This window comes from Enterobacter huaxiensis, assembly GCF_003594935.2.
In the GTDB taxonomy this organism is placed as follows: Bacteria; Pseudomonadota; Gammaproteobacteria; order Enterobacterales; family Enterobacteriaceae; genus Enterobacter; species Enterobacter huaxiensis.
Genome location: NZ_CP043342.1, coordinates 4531921 through 4549598, shown reverse-complemented (window position 1 = coordinate 4549598; position 17678 = coordinate 4531921). Strand labels below are relative to the sequence as shown.

The 17678-nt window shown below is 55.6% G+C and carries 17 protein-coding genes and 1 pseudogene; 15 read left to right on the top strand and 3 right to left on the bottom strand.

Annotated elements, in window-relative coordinates:
• Positions 1–326 precede the first annotated feature (326 nt).
• The 5 genes from malK to ubiA all read left to right on the top strand — a co-directional run bounded on the left by malK (position 327) and on the right by ubiA (position 5443).
• Entirely contained in the window at positions 327–1436 is a 1110-nt protein-coding gene (gene malK, locus D5067_RS21710) for a maltose/maltodextrin ABC transporter ATP-binding protein MalK (RefSeq protein ID WP_119937931.1), read from the top strand.
• Positions 1437–1507: 71 nt separating this feature from the next.
• Positions 1508–2818, top strand: coding sequence for a maltoporin (locus tag D5067_RS21705; RefSeq protein ID WP_119937958.1), 1311 nt, complete (start codon positions 1508–1510; stop codon positions 2816–2818).
• A 114-nt stretch (positions 2819–2932) separates the two neighbouring features.
• Positions 2933–3886: a maltose operon protein MalM gene (gene malM, locus D5067_RS21700; RefSeq protein WP_119937930.1), complete on the top strand. Its 954-nt coding sequence runs from the start codon at positions 2933–2935 to the stop codon at positions 3884–3886.
• A gap of 177 nt (positions 3887–4063) precedes the next feature.
• Positions 4064–4561 carry a chorismate lyase gene (gene ubiC, locus D5067_RS21695; RefSeq protein ID WP_119937929.1) on the top strand — a complete coding sequence of 166 codons (498 nt, stop codon included), beginning with the start codon at positions 4064–4066 and terminating at the stop codon, positions 4559–4561.
• A gap of 12 nt (positions 4562–4573) precedes the next feature.
• Positions 4574–5443, top strand: a complete 870-nt coding sequence (ubiA, locus tag D5067_RS21690) for a 4-hydroxybenzoate octaprenyltransferase (protein ID WP_119937928.1) — start codon at positions 4574–4576, stop codon at positions 5441–5443.
• Positions 5444–5519: 76 nt separating this feature from the next.
• Here the strand turns inward: ubiA and plsB are convergent, their stop codons facing one another.
• Positions 5520–7940 (bottom strand): glycerol-3-phosphate 1-O-acyltransferase PlsB, encoded by a 2421-nt coding sequence (plsB, locus tag D5067_RS21685; protein ID WP_119937927.1) that lies wholly within the window; start codon positions 7938–7940, stop codon positions 5520–5522.
• Positions 7941–8093: 153 nt separating this feature from the next.
• Here plsB and D5067_RS21680 point away from each other — a divergent pair, with 153 nt between their 5' ends.
• From D5067_RS21680 to D5067_RS21665, 5 genes and pseudogenes are all read left to right on the top strand, one after another.
• Positions 8094–8462, top strand: a complete 369-nt coding sequence (locus tag D5067_RS21680) for a diacylglycerol kinase (RefSeq protein ID WP_119937926.1) — start codon at positions 8094–8096, stop codon at positions 8460–8462.
• Between the two features lie 108 nt (positions 8463–8570).
• On the top strand, positions 8571–9179 hold the full coding sequence (gene lexA / locus D5067_RS21675; protein ID WP_119937925.1) for a transcriptional repressor LexA: 609 nt from the start codon (positions 8571–8573) through the stop codon (positions 9177–9179).
• A gap of 62 nt (positions 9180–9241) precedes the next feature.
• Positions 9242–10579, top strand: coding sequence for an MATE family efflux transporter DinF (dinF, locus tag D5067_RS21670; RefSeq protein ID WP_119937924.1), 1338 nt, complete (start codon positions 9242–9244; stop codon positions 10577–10579).
• Positions 10576–10650: pseudogene (locus D5067_RS24110) on the top strand (hypothetical protein); the annotation flags it as partial. The gene dinF and the pseudogene D5067_RS24110, both read left to right, overlap by 4 nt.
• Before the next feature lie 49 nt (positions 10651–10699).
• Positions 10700–10909 (top strand): CsbD family protein, encoded by a 210-nt coding sequence (locus D5067_RS21665; RefSeq protein WP_112012120.1) that lies wholly within the window; start codon positions 10700–10702, stop codon positions 10907–10909.
• Positions 10910–10966: 57 nt separating this feature from the next.
• Here the strand turns inward: D5067_RS21665 and zur are convergent, their stop codons facing one another.
• Positions 10967–11479, bottom strand: coding sequence for a zinc uptake transcriptional repressor Zur (gene zur / locus D5067_RS21660; protein ID WP_119937923.1), 513 nt, complete (start codon positions 11477–11479; stop codon positions 10967–10969).
• Positions 11480–11597: 118 nt separating this feature from the next.
• On the opposite strand from zur, the gene D5067_RS21655 reads away from it, so the two are divergent.
• The 4 genes from D5067_RS21655 (at position 11598) to pspG (ending at position 15025) form a co-directional block, all read left to right on the top strand.
• On the top strand, positions 11598–12086 hold the full coding sequence (locus D5067_RS21655) for a cupin domain-containing protein (RefSeq protein ID WP_119937922.1): 489 nt from the start codon (positions 11598–11600) through the stop codon (positions 12084–12086).
• 222 nt (positions 12087–12308) lie between these two features.
• Positions 12309–13568, top strand: a complete 1260-nt coding sequence (locus tag D5067_RS21650) for a conjugal transfer protein TraF (protein ID WP_119937957.1) — start codon at positions 12309–12311, stop codon at positions 13566–13568.
• An 82-nt stretch (positions 13569–13650) separates the two neighbouring features.
• A complete protein-coding gene (dusA, locus tag D5067_RS21645; RefSeq protein ID WP_119937921.1) occupies positions 13651–14646 on the top strand; it encodes a tRNA dihydrouridine(20/20a) synthase DusA in 996 nt (331 codons plus the stop codon).
• Between the two features lie 136 nt (positions 14647–14782).
• The gene (pspG, locus tag D5067_RS21640) at positions 14783–15025 is read left to right on the top strand and encodes an envelope stress response protein PspG (RefSeq protein ID WP_119937956.1); all 243 of its coding nucleotides are present in this window, start codon (positions 14783–14785) and stop codon (positions 15023–15025) included.
• Between the two features lie 184 nt (positions 15026–15209).
• Here pspG and D5067_RS21635 read toward each other — a convergent pair whose 3' ends face one another.
• Positions 15210–16193, bottom strand: a complete 984-nt coding sequence (locus D5067_RS21635; protein WP_119937920.1) for a quinone oxidoreductase — start codon at positions 16191–16193, stop codon at positions 15210–15212.
• A gap of 66 nt (positions 16194–16259) precedes the next feature.
• On the opposite strand from D5067_RS21635, the gene dnaB reads away from it, so the two are divergent.
• Positions 16260–17672: a replicative DNA helicase gene (dnaB, locus tag D5067_RS21630; RefSeq protein WP_119937919.1), complete on the top strand. Its 1413-nt coding sequence runs from the start codon at positions 16260–16262 to the stop codon at positions 17670–17672.
• Positions 17673–17678 lie beyond the last annotated feature (6 nt).

Below are 17678 nucleotides of genomic sequence, written 5' to 3'. Positions count from 1 at the left end.
GTTCAACGTGACTCAGTCTCCTTATTTGACATCCTCTTTCCATCCTCCCAGCCCCTACGCCCCACCCCCCGTTTATGTGATCCCGGTTGCATAAATTTAAGTTATGAGTGCTGGCGCACATAAAACCCCACCGAATTTTGCAGGTGGCTTCACGATTTTCACCTTCGCCCCCCAGCCGCGGTCGCAGAGCCCGTTCTCTCATCCTCCCACCTCCTCCCCCATTAAAAAGCCGGGGGGTGGAGGATTCACGAAAGTAATGGATACCCCATAGTGAACTTATCTTGAATGTTTCTGTCGGTGACAGGTTGTAACGAAGGGAGAAGGGCATGGCGAGCGTACAGCTGCGTAATGTAACGAAAGCCTGGGGCGACGTAGTGGTGTCAAAAGACATCAATCTGGACATCACTGAAGGCGAATTCGTGGTGTTTGTTGGCCCATCTGGCTGTGGTAAATCTACTCTGCTGCGTATGATTGCCGGTCTTGAAACTATCACCAGCGGTGATTTATTCATTGGTGATACCCGCATGAACGACATTCCGCCTGCCGAACGTGGCGTCGGCATGGTGTTCCAGTCTTATGCGCTTTATCCCCACCTGTCCGTTGCTGAGAATATGTCCTTTGGCCTGAAGCTGGCCGGTGCGAAGAAAGAGGTGATTAACCAACGCGTCACTCAGGTGGCGGAAGTGTTACAGCTGGCTCACCTGCTGGAGCGTAAGCCCAAAGCGCTTTCCGGTGGTCAGCGTCAGCGCGTGGCAATTGGCCGTACGCTGGTGGCGGAACCGCGCGTGTTCCTGCTCGATGAACCCCTTTCTAACCTGGACGCCGCCCTGCGCGTTCAGATGCGTATTGAAATCTCCCGTCTGCACAAGCGTCTTGGCCGCACGATGATTTACGTCACCCACGATCAGGTTGAAGCCATGACGCTAGCCGACAAGATTGTGGTGCTGGATGCCGGCCGCGTGGCGCAGGTGGGTAAACCGCTGGAGCTGTATCACTACCCGGCAGACCGCTTTGTTGCGGGCTTTATTGGCTCGCCAAAGATGAACTTCCTGCCCGTCAAAGTGACCGCGACAGCCATTGAACAGGTACAGGTGGAGCTGCCAAACCGTCAGCAGATTTGGCTGCCGGTCGACAGCGCCAACGTACAGGTCGGGGCAAACATGTCCCTGGGTATTCGCCCTGAACATCTACTGCCTAGCCACATCGCGGATGTGACGCTGGAAGGTATCGTTCAGGTCGTCGAACAGCTTGGTCACGAAACACAGATTCATATCCAGATCCCCGCCATCCGTCAGAACCTGGTCTACCGCCAGAATGACGTGGTGTTGGTAGAAGAGGGTGCCACATTCGCTATCGGTTTGCCGCCAGAGCGCTGTCATCTGTTCCGTGAGGATGGCACTGCATGTCGTCGGCTGCACAAAGAGCCAGGCGTTTAAGCAATCCCAAAAGAAGACACGAAGCCGACAGGTGAAGTGTTCAAAGAAAAGCAATGATCTCAGGAGATAGAATAATGATTACTCTGCGCAAACAAGTCCCACTGGCAATCGCCATTGCGGCAGGCATCCTGTCTGCCCAGGCGGGTGCCGTGGACTTTAAAGGTTATGCTCGTTCCGGCATTGGCTGGACCGGGAGTGGCGGTGAGCAACAATGTTTCCAGGCAACAGGTGCACAAAGTAAATACCGTCTCGGTAACGAATGTGAAACCTACGCCGAGCTGAAGCTGGGACAGGAAGTGTGGAAAGAAGGCGACAAAAGCTTCTATTTCGACACCAACGTAGCGTATTCCGTTTCTCAGCAGAATGACTGGGAATCCACCAGCCCGGCCTTCCGTGAAGCTAACGTGCAGGGTAAAAATCTGATTGAATGGCTGCCAGGCTCCACTATCTGGGCCGGTAAGCGCTTCTATCAGCGTCATGACGTCCACATGATCGACTTCTACTACTGGGATATTTCTGGTCCTGGTGCGGGTATCGAAAACATCGATCTGGGCTTCGGTAAACTGTCTCTGGCAGCAACCCGTTCCTCTGAAGCCGGTGGTTCTGCCACGTTTGCCGATCGTGATGCGAACGGCGACCGTATTTACGACAACGTCGTGCCAAACGATGTCTTCGACGTCCGTTTAGCCGGTCTGGAAACTAACCCAGGCGGTACGCTGGAGCTGGGCGTTGACTATGGTCACACCAACATTCCTGACGACTACTACCTGCAGCCAGGCGCTTCAAAAGATGGATGGTTGTTCACCGCTGAGCACACCCAGAGCATGTTAAAAGGCTTCAACAAGTTCGTTCTGCAGTATGGTACGGACTCTATGACCTCTAACGGCAAAGGTATCCCACAAGGTGGTAGCGTTGATAACGACGGTTCCATGTGGCGCGTACTGGACCACGGTGCAATTACCCTGGCAGACAGCTGGGACCTGATGTATGTCGGTATGTACCAGAACATCGATCGTGACAACAACAACGGTACCGAGTGGTGGACGGTAGGCGTTCGTCCTATGTACAAATGGACGCCAATCATGAGCACCTTGCTGGAAGTGGGCTACGACAACGTCAAATCACAGAAAACTGACGAGAAAAACAGCCAGTACAAGATCACTCTGGCACAGCAATGGCAGGCTGGCGACAGCATCTGGTCTCGTCCTGCTATCCGTGTCTTCGCAACCTACGCGAAGTGGGATGAGAAATGGGGCTATGCAAACAACGGCGATACCGGCTACACCTCTGGCGTAGCGTATAGCGACACGTCCGCGAAAACCTTCAGCCGCGGCGACTCCGATGAGTGGACCTTCGGTGCCCAGATGGAAATCTGGTGGTAATACGATAGACCTGACGTAATGACCTAAAAAGAGGGGCGTGAGCCCCTCTCTCCTTAGGGTGCTGCGCGCTATTGCCTGGCCACCGCAGTGCTCACGCTATCAGAGGTAATAACAATGAAAATGAAGAAAAGTCTCGTCGCGCTGTGCCTCTCTGCGGGGCTGCTGGCTAGTGCTCCGGCCATCACCTTTGCAGACGTCAATTTCGTGCCACAAAATACCAGCGCTGCGCCGTCTATTCCGGCCGCGGCGCTTCAGCAGCTGACCTGGACGCCGGTAGATCAATCTAAAACTCAATCAACCCAGCTTTCCACGGGCGGCCAACAGCTGAACGTTCCGGGAATAACCGGCCCGGTTGCCGCCTACAGCGTCCCGGCGAATATCGGCGAACTGACCTTGACGCTCACCAGCGAAGTGGACAAGCAAACCAGCGTCTTTGCGCCGAACGTGCTGATTCTGGACCAAAACCTGACGCCATCGGCTTTCTTCCCGAGCAGCTACTTTAGCTATCAGGAACCGGGCGTAATGAGCGCTGACCGCCTGCAGGGCGTCATGCGCCTGACGCCAGCGTTAGGGCAGCAGAAGATTTATGTTCTGGTCTTCACCACTGAGAAAGATTTGCAGCAGACGACAAAGCTGGTTGATCCCGCTAAAGCCTACGCCAAAGGCACGGGAAACTCCGTTCCGGATATTCCAGATCCGCTTGCCCGTCATACCACCAATGGTCTGGTTAAGCTGAAAGTTTCAACCAACAGTGCCTCCAGCGTACTGGTTGGCCCACTGTTTGGCTCTTCTGGCCCGGGCCCTGTTACCGTGGGTAACACAGCGGCACCGGCCTACGCCGCCCCAGTTGCTACGGCAGCTGCACCTGCAGCCACTGCAGCTCCAGCCCCGGCGAAGCCGTCCGAACCTGTATTGAACGATACCGAAACCTATTTCAACAACGCCATTAAGCAGGCCGTGAAGCGCGGCGACGTCGACAAAGCGCTGAAACTGCTTGATGAAGCCGAGCGTTTAGGTTCAACCACTGCCCGTTCCACCTTTATCAGCAGTGTAAAAGGCAAGGGGTGACCGTCTCCCCGCAGTGCTGATTTGTTCGTTTTAGTGCGCCCGAGTGGGCGCACTTTTTTTTGTGCCGCCGCGCTGTTGCGCCATTGTTGCGATAGTGATCGCTAAATAGCGTTTGGCCGCCCTGAATCCTCTTTTCTGCGATACAATGCCATTACGTTATGTATCGGAGAGTCTGGCATGTCACACCCTGCGCTAACGCAACTGCGTGCGCTGCGCTATTTTGACCAAATACCCGCGCTTGACCCGGAGCAACTGGACTGGTTGCTGCTGGAAGATTCCATGACGAAACGTTTTGAGCAACAGGGCAAAACGGTCACGGTGACGATGATTCAGGAAGGGTTTGTCTCTGCCGCTGACATCGCCAGTGAACTGCCGCTGTTACCGCAAGAAGAACGCTACTGGCTGCGTGAAATTTTACTGTGTGCTGACGGTGAGCCGTGGCTTGCCGGGCGTACGGTCGTGCCCGAATCCACCCTGTCCGGGCCGGAACTGGCGCTGCAGCGCCTCGGAAAAACGCCGCTGGGGCGGTATCTGTTCACGTCGTCTGAACTTACCCGTGATTTTATTGAAATTGGTCGCGATGCCGACCTGTGGGGGCGCCGTTCCCGCCTGCGCCTGAGCGGCAAGCCGTTAATTCTGACGGAGCTTTTTTTGCCGGCATCGCCGTTGTACTAAGAGGAAGAGAAAATGGAGTGGAGTCTTACGCAGAACAAGCTGCTGGCCTATCACCGCTTAATGCGTACTGATAAACCCATTGGGGCATTGCTGCTGCTGTGGCCAACCTTATGGGCGCTGTGGGTGGCGACCCCGGGTCTACCGCCCCTGTGGATCCTCGCGGTATTTGTGGCGGGCGTCTGGCTGATGCGCGCGGCGGGCTGCGTGGTCAATGATTACGCCGACCGGAAATTTGACGGGCACGTAAAACGTACCGCCAACCGCCCTCTGCCCAGCGGGCAAGTCACGGAGAAAGAAGCACGCAACCTGTTCATCGTGCTGGTATTGCTCTCATTCCTGCTGGTGTTAACGCTCAACACCATGACTATCCTGCTGTCCGTCGCCGCGCTGGCGCTGGCCTGGGTCTACCCCTTCATGAAGCGGTATACGCATCTGCCGCAGGTGGTGCTGGGGGCTGCATTCGGCTGGTCGATTCCGATGGCGTTTGCAGCGGTTAGCGAGTCTGTCCCGCTCAGCTGCTGGCTGATGTTCCTGGCCAATATTCTCTGGGCCGTGGCCTACGATACGCAGTACGCCATGGTTGACCGTGACGACGACCTGAAGATTGGCATCAAGTCGACGGCGATCCTGTTTGGTCGTCAGGACAAGCTGATTATCGGCATTTTGCAGGTCGCAGTGCTGGCGCTGATGGTGGCGATTGGCCGCCTGAACGGGCTGAACTGGGAGTTCTACTGGTCAGTGCTGGTGGCGGGGTTGCTGTTTGCCTATCAGCAGAAGCTGATTGCGAAGCGCGAGCGTGAAGCCTGCTTTAAAGCGTTTTTGAATAATAACTACGTTGGCCTGGTGCTGTTTTTAGGGCTGGCGATGAGTTACTTTTCATAAAAGTACGGCAGCCGAATGGCTGCCGTTTTGTTTTCTCCCTCTCCCCGTGGGGGAGGGCATCAGGCCGCTGACGACATCACTCGTCCTGCGTCGCGCTCTCAATCGTCAAACGCACGTCCGAGGTAATCAGCTCGGCCAGCATCTGATAAATCTTCAGCGTCTCTTCCGGCTCGGCATCACCCGTATCACTGATAAACCCTTCGTCACGCAGCGTCAGAACCAGCGAGCTGAACACCGCTTTGTCGAAGAACTCCGGTGCGTTAATGCCGTGCAGAACAGACAGGCGCTGTGCCAGCGTCCGGCTCTCTTTTTCCAGCGTACCGCGGTTGATGGACGGATTCGCACTCAGCAGCCAGAAGGTAATGGCGTAGCGCTGCAGCGTTTCACGCGCACCGGCTGCCAGCAGCTGCAAAGTACGTGAGCGTGACGGATTGATGAGTAGCTCGTCATTGTTCAGCGTAATCAGCCCCTGACGACGCATCTCTTCCGTCATTTTATCCAGCTCAACCGCCAGCTCATCCTTACTCCAGCGCAGGAACAGCTCTGCTTTCAGCATCGGGTAGATGGCCTCGAGATGGCGCAGCAGTTCCTGACGTGAAATACGGCGATGCTGGGTAATAATGGCCGCCATCAGCGACGGCAGCATCAGCATGTGCGTGATGTTGTTACGATAGTACGTCATCAGCACGGCCTGCTCGCGAGGCAGAATGATGATGTCGCCGATAGTGTCTTTCTCGACTTCGAACTTGTTCATCTGCAGCGCGTGATCGATAAGCTCGCTGGCGGTCGCAGAAGGCGCAGTTGAATCAACCGAATACGGTACGTTGCGCATAATGTCCAGGTAGCAGTCGATCTGCTCGGTCAGCTGCTCGCGGGTCAGCGAACGCTGGCGGGAGGCCAACAGCGCGGTACAGCACAGGTTCATGGCGTTGGCCGCACCGGCGTTGTTAATTCGCACCATCAGCTCAGCGGCAATGCCGTTGACCGTTGGCGTCAGCCAGGCCGGACGCACCGCTTCGATAGGATCGATAGACTCACGCCACTCCGGGACATGATTGTTCAGGTACGTCATCAGCGGCATGGGTTCGCCAAAGTTTACGTAGCCCTGACCAAGGTTGCGCAGCTTGCTCAGCCCGCGCAGCATCTGCGGCAGGCTCTCTTTCTCTTTAGTCGCACCGCGCAGCTCTTTCGCGTAGGTGCCCACTTCCATCACGTGCTCATAGCCAATGTAGATAGGGACAAGCGTAATCGGACGCGTACCGCCGCGCAGCATGGCCTGGATGGTCATCGACAGCGTGCCGGTCTTCGGATCGAGCAGACGGCCGGTACGAGAACGGCCCCCCTCCACGAAGTACTCAACGGAATATCCACGGCTGAACAGCTCGCCCAGATATTCACGGAATACGGTGGAATAGAGCTTGTTGCCCTTGAAGGTACGACGAATAAAGAACGCACCCAGGCGGCGGAAAATCGGGCCCGCTGGCCAGAAGTTCAGGTTGATACCCGCCGCAATGTGCGGAGGTACCAGGCCCTGGTGGTAAAGCACGTAGGAGAGCAGCAGATAGTCCATGTGACTGCGGTGGCAGGGCACATACACAATCTCGTGGCCGTCATGCGCCAGCTGGCGCACGCGCTCGGCGTTATGGACGTTAATCCCCTGATAGAGACGGTTCCAGGTAAAACTCAGGATACGATCGGACAGACGAATCATCTCGTAGGAGAAGTTCGCGGCGATCTCTTCCATCAGCGCAATGGCGTTCTGCTGTGCTTTCTCGTGGGAAATCTTTTTACTGCGCGCTTCGTCTTCAACCGCGCGAGCAATCGCTTTGGAGGCCAGCAGCTTGTTGAACAGATCCTGACGCGCCGGAAGGCGTGGCCCAACGGCCGCCAGGCGCTGGCGTGCGAAGTGCATACGCGCTACGCGAGCCAGTTTTTGCGCAATGATCTTATCGGTCCCGTGCTCGTCCGCCATGCGGCGAAGGGAGACGGAAGGGGAGAAGCGCACAAAGCTGTCGCGCCCAAGCCAGGAGACCGCGAAGAATTTCTGGATGCCGTTAAGCATGCGCAGCGGTGGATTCTCTTCACCCTTTTCGCGGCCCGGACGGCGGCCAAACATGACGGAAACCGGCACCATCTGCACATCCAGGTCAGGATTGCTACGGTGCAGGTCGAGGTAGTCATGGAACAGCTTGATGGACTCTTCTTTCGGCGTGTAATAGGTGAACACGCGCGGCCCGCCGTGGATAAACACGTAGCGTGGCAACAGCGTGCCATCGACTTCCAGCGGTTCAAGCGGGTCGGGTAAATCATGCGCCAGACACTGGGCGCGAAGCGTCAACAGGTCTGCCTTAGAGTTATAAGGCAAAACGTACATAATAGGGCGCGACGTATCGAGCCCTAATTCCAGCGCGGGTTCTGCTGGGATAGACTTACTTTTTACCAGGACGCTTAATGGTAAATTAAGTAATTTGTAGTAAATTCGTGGCCAGCCGGACATAAACGATGTAAAGCCTCTGGTTAATAATGCAATTGCTGCGCAAGGATAACAGAAAGCGCGCAAAATTTCTGTTGTTACCCGTCATACTTCGGCTACAGCGAAACGCGCTGCTGCTAGAGTTACTGACGCTATTTCCAATAAAAGGTTCTATTAATGGCCAATAATACCACTGGGTTTACTCGAATCATCAAAGCTGCCGGCTATTCATGGAAAGGTTTCCGTGCCGCATGGGTCAATGAAGCCGCATTTCGCCAGGAGGGCGTTGCCGCTATCGTCGCGGTTATCATCGCCTGTTTCCTTGACGTTGATGCTATTACCCGCGTACTGCTCATCGGTTCCGTACTTCTGGTGATGATAGTGGAAATTCTTAATAGCGCTATTGAGGCCGTTGTGGATCGGATTGGCTCGGATTTCCATGAGCTCTCAGGCCGCGCGAAAGACATGGGGTCTGCCGCTGTGTTACTGGCGATTATCACTGCGGCTATCACCTGGGTCACGCTGCTTTGGTCGCATTTCCGATGAGCCTCGTAGAATAATTAAGTCCCTGGTTTTTTGTGCAGTTTTTGGTTCCAAATTCGCCTTTGACTGTATATACTCACAGCATAACTGTATATACACCCAGGGGGCGGAATGAAAGCGTTAACGACCAGGCAGCAAGAGGTGTTTGATCTCATCCGGGATCACATCAGCCAGACGGGTATGCCACCCACGCGTGCGGAAATCGCACAGCGTCTGGGCTTCCGTTCTCCAAATGCTGCTGAAGAACACCTTAAAGCGCTGGCGCGTAAAGGCGTGATTGAGATTGTTTCTGGTGCTTCACGCGGCATCCGCCTGCTGGTGGAAGAAGAAACGGGTATCCCGCTAATTGGCCGTGTTGCCGCAGGTGAACCCCTGCTGGCACAGCAGCATATCGAAGGACACTATCAGGTCGATCCTGGCATGTTCAAACCGAGTGCGGATTTCTTGCTGCGCGTCAGCGGAATGTCCATGAAAGACATCGGTATTCTCGATGGCGATCTGCTGGCGGTACATAAAACGCAGGATGTGCGTAATGGCCAGGTGGTAGTGGCGCGCATTGATGACGAAGTGACCGTTAAGCGCCTGAAAAAGCAGGGCAATACGGTACAGCTTCTGCCAGAAAATAATGAATTCTCACCTATCGTGGTGGATCTCCGTGAACAGAGTTTCTCCATTGAAGGTCTGGCAGTGGGTGTTATCCGCAACGGTGAATGGCTGTAATCTCTTCCTGACAGGCTGCGGGTCTCCGCAGCCTGATTGACTTTCCACTCCCGGTATTTTTCATGTCACTGCTGACGGCTTCTGATAAGGCACTGTGGCGTCTTGCGCTGCCGATGATTTTCTCCAATATCACCGTTCCCCTATTGGGGCTGGTGGATACGGCGGTCATTGGTCATCTGGATTCACCCGTTTATCTGGGCGGCGTAGCGATTGGCGCAACGGCAACCAGCTTCCTCTTTATGCTGCTGCTCTTTTTGCGTATGAGCACCACAGGCCTGACGGCACAGGCGTATGGCGCCAAAGACCCGCTGCGCCTGGCGCGGGCGCTGGTTCAGCCGCTCATTCTCGCGCTCGGCGCAGGCGCCTTAATCGTATTGCTGCGTACGCCGCTGATCGATCTGGCACTCCATATTGTGGGCGGCAGCGAGGCGGTACTTGAGCAGGCGCGGCGCTTCCTCGAAATTCGCTGGCTCAGCGCACCCGCCTCACTGGCAAACCTGGTCCTGCTGGGCTGGCTGCTGGGCGTTCAGTATGCCCGCGCGCCGGTTATCCTGCTGGTAGTGGGAAACCTTCTGAACATCGTGCTCGACCTCTGGCTGGTGATGGGCCTGCACATGAACGTGCGGGGCGCGGCGCTGGCGACGGCCATTGCGGAATACGGCACGTTTGTCATCGGCCTGTGGATGGTCTGGCGCGTGCTGGCCATGCGCGGCATCTCCCTCGCGATGCTGAAAACCGCATGGCGCGGCAACATCCGCAAGCTGCTGGCGCTTAACCGTGACATCATGCTGCGCTCGCTCCTGCTTCAGCTCTGTTTCGGCGCGTTGACGGTCTTTGGCGCCCGTCTTGGGCCTGAGATCGTTGCGGTCAATGCGGTACTGATGACGCTGCTTACCTTCACGGCTTACGCGCTTGATGGCTTCGCCTATGCCGTTGAGGCGCACTCCGGGCAGGCCTACGGGGCGCGACAACGCGGTCAGCTGCAGGAGGTATGGCAGGCTGCCTGCCGTCAGGCGGGTCTTGTTGCGCTGGCTTTTGCACTGATTTATGCCTGCTTCGGTAGCCACATCATTGCACTGCTGACCTCGTTACCGGCAATACGCGAACTGGCAGACCGCTACATCGTCTGGCAGATGATTTTACCGGTGGTGGGCGTCTGGTGTTATCTGCTGGACGGCATGTTTATCGGTGCGACGCGGGGCGCCGAGATGCGCAACAGCATGGCCGTCGCGGCGGCGGGCTTTGGCCTGACGCTGCTGACGCTGCCGTATCTGGGCAATCACGGTTTGTGGCTGGCGCTGGCCGTCTTTCTCTCCCTGCGCGGGCTGTCGCTGGCATTCATCTGGCGCCGCCACTGGCGCAACAATACCTGGTTTCCTTCCCGCTCCGATATATCGTGACGGTTAAAGATTCCGAATATGAAAACGGCTGCCGAATCCTTCACTACAATTATTATCACGTCCAGCAGAAAAGAACGTAACGGACGTTACGACCCAACGCTTAACTATGAGGACACGATGATGAATAAAGACGAAATCGGCGGCAACTGGAAGCAATTCAAAGGTAAAGCGAAAGAACAGTGGGGTAAACTGACCGATGACGATATGACCGTCATTGAAGGTAAGCGCGATCAGCTTGTCGGTAAAATCCAGGAACGTTATGGCTACGAGAAAGACAAAGCCGAAACGGAAGTAAAAGACTGGGAAACCCGTAACGATTATCGCTGGTAATCGTAGATAAGCTGTTATCCCTCTGAGGGCGGCCATGGGCCGCCTTTTCTTTTGCCGCTAGCGGGGCTTTTTCTTTACGAGGATAGAGTGATCGTGCTGGCAAACGTCCTGATGGCTACAGGATTCCACTTCTACACAAGCAGAGCACAAACCGTGTGCCTCAATCACATTATGACGCAGGGCAAAGCCCATTCTGGCCGCCAGCGAATGCATAATGTCTTCAACGCCTTCCGCCCCCTCTTCTTTAACCACGCCACAGCGATCGCAGATAAACATGGCCGACGTGTGGGTTGGCTGATCGAACAGATGGCACAGCACGTAGCTGTTTGTCGACTCCACCTTGTGCACAAAGCCTTGTTCCAGCAGGAAATCCAGCGCGCGATAGACGGTCGGCGGTTTGGCCTGCGGTTCGCTCTCGCGCAGCAGGTCCAGTAAATCATACGCACTGATCGCACCCTGCTGCAGGCTCATCAGACGCAATACCTCAAGGCGCTGCGGGGTCAGGCGCACATTGCGTTGCACGCACAGCTTTTCAGCCTGCGCTAACAGCTCTTTTGTGGACTTATCCATTCAGCACCTCGGATGTTTAAAGAGTGGGGAAACCGTCACTTTATCATGTTCTGCTAAAAACACCGAGATCCGCCAGGCTGTGCTATACCTGACGCAACGTATTTCGGAGGAATTATTCATGAAAAGACCTGACTGTATTCGGCACTGGCGCGACGTGGAAGGCGCGGATGACTCCACCTATCCCGACAGCAACGAGCTTTTTTCGATCGGCGCGCCGCTGGCCCGCAGGCTGGGTTTAGGACGTATCGGTATTCACCATGAACGGTTACCGCCCGGTCGGCGCACATCTTATCCTCATGCAGAAAGCGATGAAGAGGAGTTTATCTACGTCCTTGAAGGTTACCCGGAAGCCTGGATTAACGGTTATCTGTGGAAGCTGGAGCCAGGTGATAGCGTGGGGTTCCCGGCCGGAACAGGCGTCTGTCATACCTTTATTAATAACACCGACGAAGAGGTACGGTTACTGGTGGTTGGCGAGGCTAACAAAAAGCAGAACCGCATCTACTATCCGTTTAATCCGGTCTATGCCGCAACGCGTGAGGATCGCTGGGTGGATCATCCCCCTCAGTTTTTTGGACCACATGATGGAAAACCTGGGCGAAAATAATGTTCCTCTTCTATAAATATTGAGGGCCGTCACAAATAACAACAGGCCCGGTCATAATTTAACTTAAGGAAATAGCGGGTCTTTTTGTTCTTATTCACAGCAATAGTTCGTTCCTGTCTGGGGGATAACAGACGGGGGTTATTTCATAACAAACTATATGACGAGCATACTGTGAAAAAACAATTTAAATTTTCGGTGGTTAGCATCGCTGTCTCCCTTTTTATGGCAAATCAGGCGGGAGCAGCCAATACCTGGACAGAAGCACGTAGCGACGCAATGGGTGGCACCGGCGTAGCATCCGGCAGCTATGGCAGCGGGGCGTTAATCAACCCCGCGCTGCTGGCAAAGGCAAAACCTGACGATGACGTCACGGTAATTTTGCCCTCCGTCGGCGCGCAGATTACGGACAAAGACAATCTTCAGGACGAAATCGACAATATTAATGACAAAATCAATCGCTATCAGGATGTGATTGATAATCTGACGCCTGCCGAGATCATCACCAATCCGTTAGGCTCCATCAACCAGTTCCAGGGCGCAGCCAAAGATCTGGCAGATGAACTGGACTACCTCAAAGGTAAAACCGCGCGCGCTACGGCAGGGGCGGGGATTGCCGTCAGTATTCCTAACGATACGCTTTCCGTGGCCTTCATGGCGAAGGGCTATGCTCACGGACGCGTCAGTTCTTCTATCGATCAGCAGGATATTGATTATCTGCGCGGCATCCAGAGAAGCGATGCGGTCGCCGCGGGCGTGGCGCTGGACGCGGCCCTGAACGGCACCGATCAGATCACCAAAAACCTTAATTCTACGGCGTCTGGCCGCGCGGCGATTGTCTCCGACTATGGCATCGCGGTTGCCCGTCAGTTCGATCTTGGCGGCGTTCCGGTTTCCGTTGGCGTCACGCCAAAGCTGCAAAAAACCTGGGTTTATAACTACACCACCTCTATCTACGATTACGACAGCAATAAGTGGAACGACAGCCGCTACCGTACTGACGACACCGGTTTTAACGTCGATGCCGGTATCGCTGCCGACTTTGGTGAACACTGGACGCTCGGCCTGAGCGGGCAAAACCTCATGTCGCGTGATATTGATACCAAAGATGTCCGTATCCGCAACGGGCGCACGGGAGAAGTGGTGAGCTATAAAGACACCTACCAGATCCGTCCGCTGGTGACCGCGGGTGCTGCCTGGCATAACGATCTGGTGACCCTGACGGCCGATGGCGATCTGACTGAGACCAAGGGCTTCAAGAGCGAAGACACGTCACAGTATGTTGGCGTCGGTGCCGAAGTGACGCCGCTGAGCTGGCTGGCGGTGCGCGCCGGCTATCGTGCGGACGTGAAGGGCAATGACAGCAATGTCTTTACCGGCGGTGTCGGCTTTGCGCCGTTTAACACCGTACATGTTGACCTGATGGGCCTGTACGGTGAAGACGAAACCTGGGGCGCAGGGGCGCAGCTGAGCATGACGTTCTAAAGTGCACCGGAGGCGCTGCGCCTCCGGCTTTTCTTTGTGCTATAGTAGCGCCCCTTTTCCACCAGATGCTTAAAACTTCGCCATGTCGTCAGAATTACAGCCTGCTTTCCCTGCACACCGTTTCTCCATTGCGCCGATGCTCGACTGGACGGACAGACACTGCCGCTATTTCCTGCGCCAGCTCTCCCGCCATACGCTGCTGTACACCGAAATGGTGACCACCGGGGCGATTATTCACGGCAAGGGCGACTATCTGGCCTATAGCGAAGAAGAGCATCCGGTCGCCCTGCAGCTGGGCGGCAGCGATCCGGCCGCGCTGGCGCATTGCGCCAAGCTGGCAGAAGAACGCGGCTATGACGAGATTAACCTGAACGTCGGCTGCCCGTCCGATCGCGTGCAGAACGGCATGTTTGGCGCCTGCCTGATGGGGAACGCGCAGCTGGTAGCGGACTGCATCAAAGCCATGCGCGACGTCGTATCCATCCCGGTTACGGTCAAAACCCGTATCGGCATTGATGACCAGGACAGCTATGAATTCCTGTGTGACTTCATTAATACGGTGTCCGGAAAGGGCGAATGCGAGATGTTTATCATCCACGCGCGTAAAGCCTGGCTTTCCGGCCTGAGCCCGAAAGAGAACCGCGAAATCCCGCCGCTGGACTATCCGCGCGTTTATCAGCTGAAACGCGATTTCCCGCACCTGACGATGTCGATAAACGGCGGCATTAAGTCTCTGGAAGAGGCCAAAGCGCATCTGGAACATATGGATGGCGTGATGGTCGGGCGCGAGGCGTATCAGAACCCGGGCATTCTGGCGACGGTCGACCGCGAAATTTTCGGTATCGAAGGCGCAGACACCGATCCTGTTGCCGTCGTGCGTGCCATGTATCCTTACATTGAGCGCGAGCTGAGCAACGGCACCTATCTCGGCCATATCACCCGCCACATGCTGGGTCTGTTCCAGGGGATTCCGGGCGCGCGTCAGTGGCGTCGTTACCTGAGCGAGAACGCGCACAAAGCCGGAGCCGATATTGAAGTGCTCGAGCATGCGCTGCGCCTGGTTGCAGATAAGCGATAAATTTCGCTAAAAGATCGTCAAATTCGCCACGCCTCGCAAAACATTGCGGGGCGTTTTGCTTTTATAACAATGAGTTATTTTTGGCATGATTCTTGTAATGATTGCTGCATCATTCGGGAACTCGTGGGAGAGCACCATGCTGGAACTTCTTTTTGTGATTGGCTTTTTTGTCATGCTGATGGTGACGGGCGTTTCGCTGCTGGGCATTCTTGCCGCGATTGTCGTGGCGACGGCGGTGATGTTTATCGGCGGGCTCTTTGCCCTCACGATCAAACTGCTGCCGTGGCTCCTGTTGGCCATTGCGGTTGTGTGGGTTATTCGGGCGATTAAATCGCCAAAAGTGCCCAGTTATCAGCGCAATAACCGCTTTCGTTACTAAGGTATTGAGGGGTTCGTCACATACCTGCAACTTTTCCGGCAGCGTGGCTTAGAACGGAATAGGATTTACTTATCGAATCTGTCACTATGGCTGCCGTAAAAGAATTCATCGAGCTGTACCCTACATACAGCCGAACTAAAAAAAGAAAGGGCTTCCCACGGGAAGCCCAATTTCTTTTTAGGGATCAGGGAATAAGCAGACTCGACCCCTGCGTCGCCCGGCTTTCCAGCACCTCATGCGCGCGCTGCGCATCCGACAGGGCGTATTTCTGCGCATCTGCCACATCGACTTTAATCACGCCGCTGGCGATCAGCGAGAACAGCTCGTTGCTGGCCTCCACCAGCTCTTCGCGGTTTGTGATGTAGCCCTGAAGGGAAGGGCGCGTAGCATACAGCGAGCCTTTTTGATTCAGGATGCCCAGATTAACGCCGGTTACCGCCCCCGACGCGTTGCCGAAGCTCACCATCAGCCCACGGCGCTGCAGGCAGTCCAGCGACGCTTCCCAGGTATCTTTCCCCACCGAGTCATACACCACGCGCACCTTTTGACCGTGCGTGATCTCTTTCAGACGTTCAACGATGCTCTCTTCCCGGTAGTTAATAACCTGCCATGCGCCCGCATCCAGCGCGCGCTGCGCTTTCTGCGCGCTGCCCACGGTGCCGATAAGCTTCGCGCCCAGCGCTTTCGCCCACTGGCAGGCGATCAGCCCTACGCCACCCGCGGCGGCATGAAAGAGGAACTGCTCGTCAGGTTTGATCTCATAGGTTTTACGCAGCAGGTAAAACACCGTCAGTCCTTTCAGGAATGAGGCCGCCGCCTGTTCAAAAGAGATGGCATTAGGCAGAAGGGCGGCTTTGTCCGCCGGGACTTTATGAACGGAGCTGTAGGCGCCCAGGGCAGACTGCGCATACACCACGCGGTCGCCCTCCTTTATATGCTTAACGGCGCTGCCCACTTTGATGACCACGCCGGCCGCCTCGGTGCCTAGCCCGCTCGGCAGTGACGGCGGTGGATAGAGTCCGCCGCGGATGTAGGTATCGATGTAGTTAATGCCAATCGCTTTGTTTTCAACCTGGATTTCATTTTCACCCGGTGCTGCGGGAGTAAACTCCACCGCTTTCAGCACCTCTGGCCCACCGTGTTTCTGGAATTCAATGCGCGTTGCCATGCTCCCTCCGTAAGAAAAATATGGTAATCTTTCGACCCACTCTTTATCTCGGTAACTCCATTCACTATGGCAGGAAACAAACCCTTCAACAAACAGACTGAACCCCGCGAACGTGATTACCAGGTCGCCGGGTTAAAAGTCCCGCCGCACTCGATTGAAGCGGAACAGTCGGTGTTGGGCGGTTTAATGCTGGATAACGAACGCTGGGACGACGTCGCCGAGCGCGTCGTGGCGGAAGATTTCTACACCCGCCCGCACCGCCATATTTTTACCGAAATGGCGCGTCTGCAGGAGGCTGGCAGCCCGATTGACCTGATCACGCTCGCGGAATCGCTGGAGCGGCTTGGGCAGCTCGACAGCTGTGGTGGGTTCGCCTACCTGGCAGAACTCTCTAAAAATACGCCAAGCGCGGCAAACATCGGTGCTTATGCCGACATCGTGCGCGAACGTGCCGTTGTGCGCGATATGATTTCGGTGGCAAACGAAATTGCCGAGGCCGGTTTTGACCCGCAGGGCCGCACCAGCGAAGATCTGCTCGATCTGGCCGAATCCCGCGTGTTTAAAATCGCCGAAAGCCGCGCGAACAAAGACGAAGGTCCGAAAAACATCGCCGATGTGCTCGATACCACCGTCGCGCGTATCGAACAACTCTTCCAGCAGCCGCATGACGGCGTTACCGGTGTGAACACCGGCTATGACGATCTGAACAAAAAAACCGCCGGCCTGCAGCCTTCGGATTTGATTATCGTCGCCGCGCGTCCATCGATGGGTAAGACCACCTTTGCAATGAACCTCGTCGAAAACGCGGCGATGTTGCAGGATAAACCGGTCCTTATCTTCAGTCTTGAGATGCCCTCAGAGCAGATCATGATGCGTTCTCTGGCCTCGCTTTCACGCGTGGATCAGACCCGTATTCGTACCGGCCAGCTTGATGATGAGGACTGGGCGCGTATCTCCGGCACCATGGGCATTCTGCTGGAAAAACGTAACATCTATATTGATGACTCCTCCGGCCTGACGCCAACGGAAGTGCGCTCCCGCGCGCGCCGTATCGCCCGCGAACACGGCGGCATCGGCCTTATCATGATCGACTACCTTCAGCTGATGCGCGTGCCGTCGCTCTCCGACAACCGTACGCTGGAAATTGCAGAAATTTCCCGCTCGCTCAAGGCGTTAGCCAAAGAGCTGCAGGTACCGGTGGTCGCGCTGTCGCAGCTTAACCGCTCTCTGGAACAACGTGCCGACAAGCGCCCGGTCAACTCAGACCTGCGTGAGTCCGGATCCATCGAGCAGGATGCCGACTTAATCATGTTCATCTACCGTGATGAGGTTTATCACGAGAACAGCGACCTGAAAGGGATCGCCGAAATTATTATTGGTAAGCAACGTAACGGCCCCATCGGTACTGTGCGTCTGACCTTTAACGGACAGTGGTCGCGTTTCGACAACTATGCCGGTCCTCAATATGATGATGAGTAATTTCTA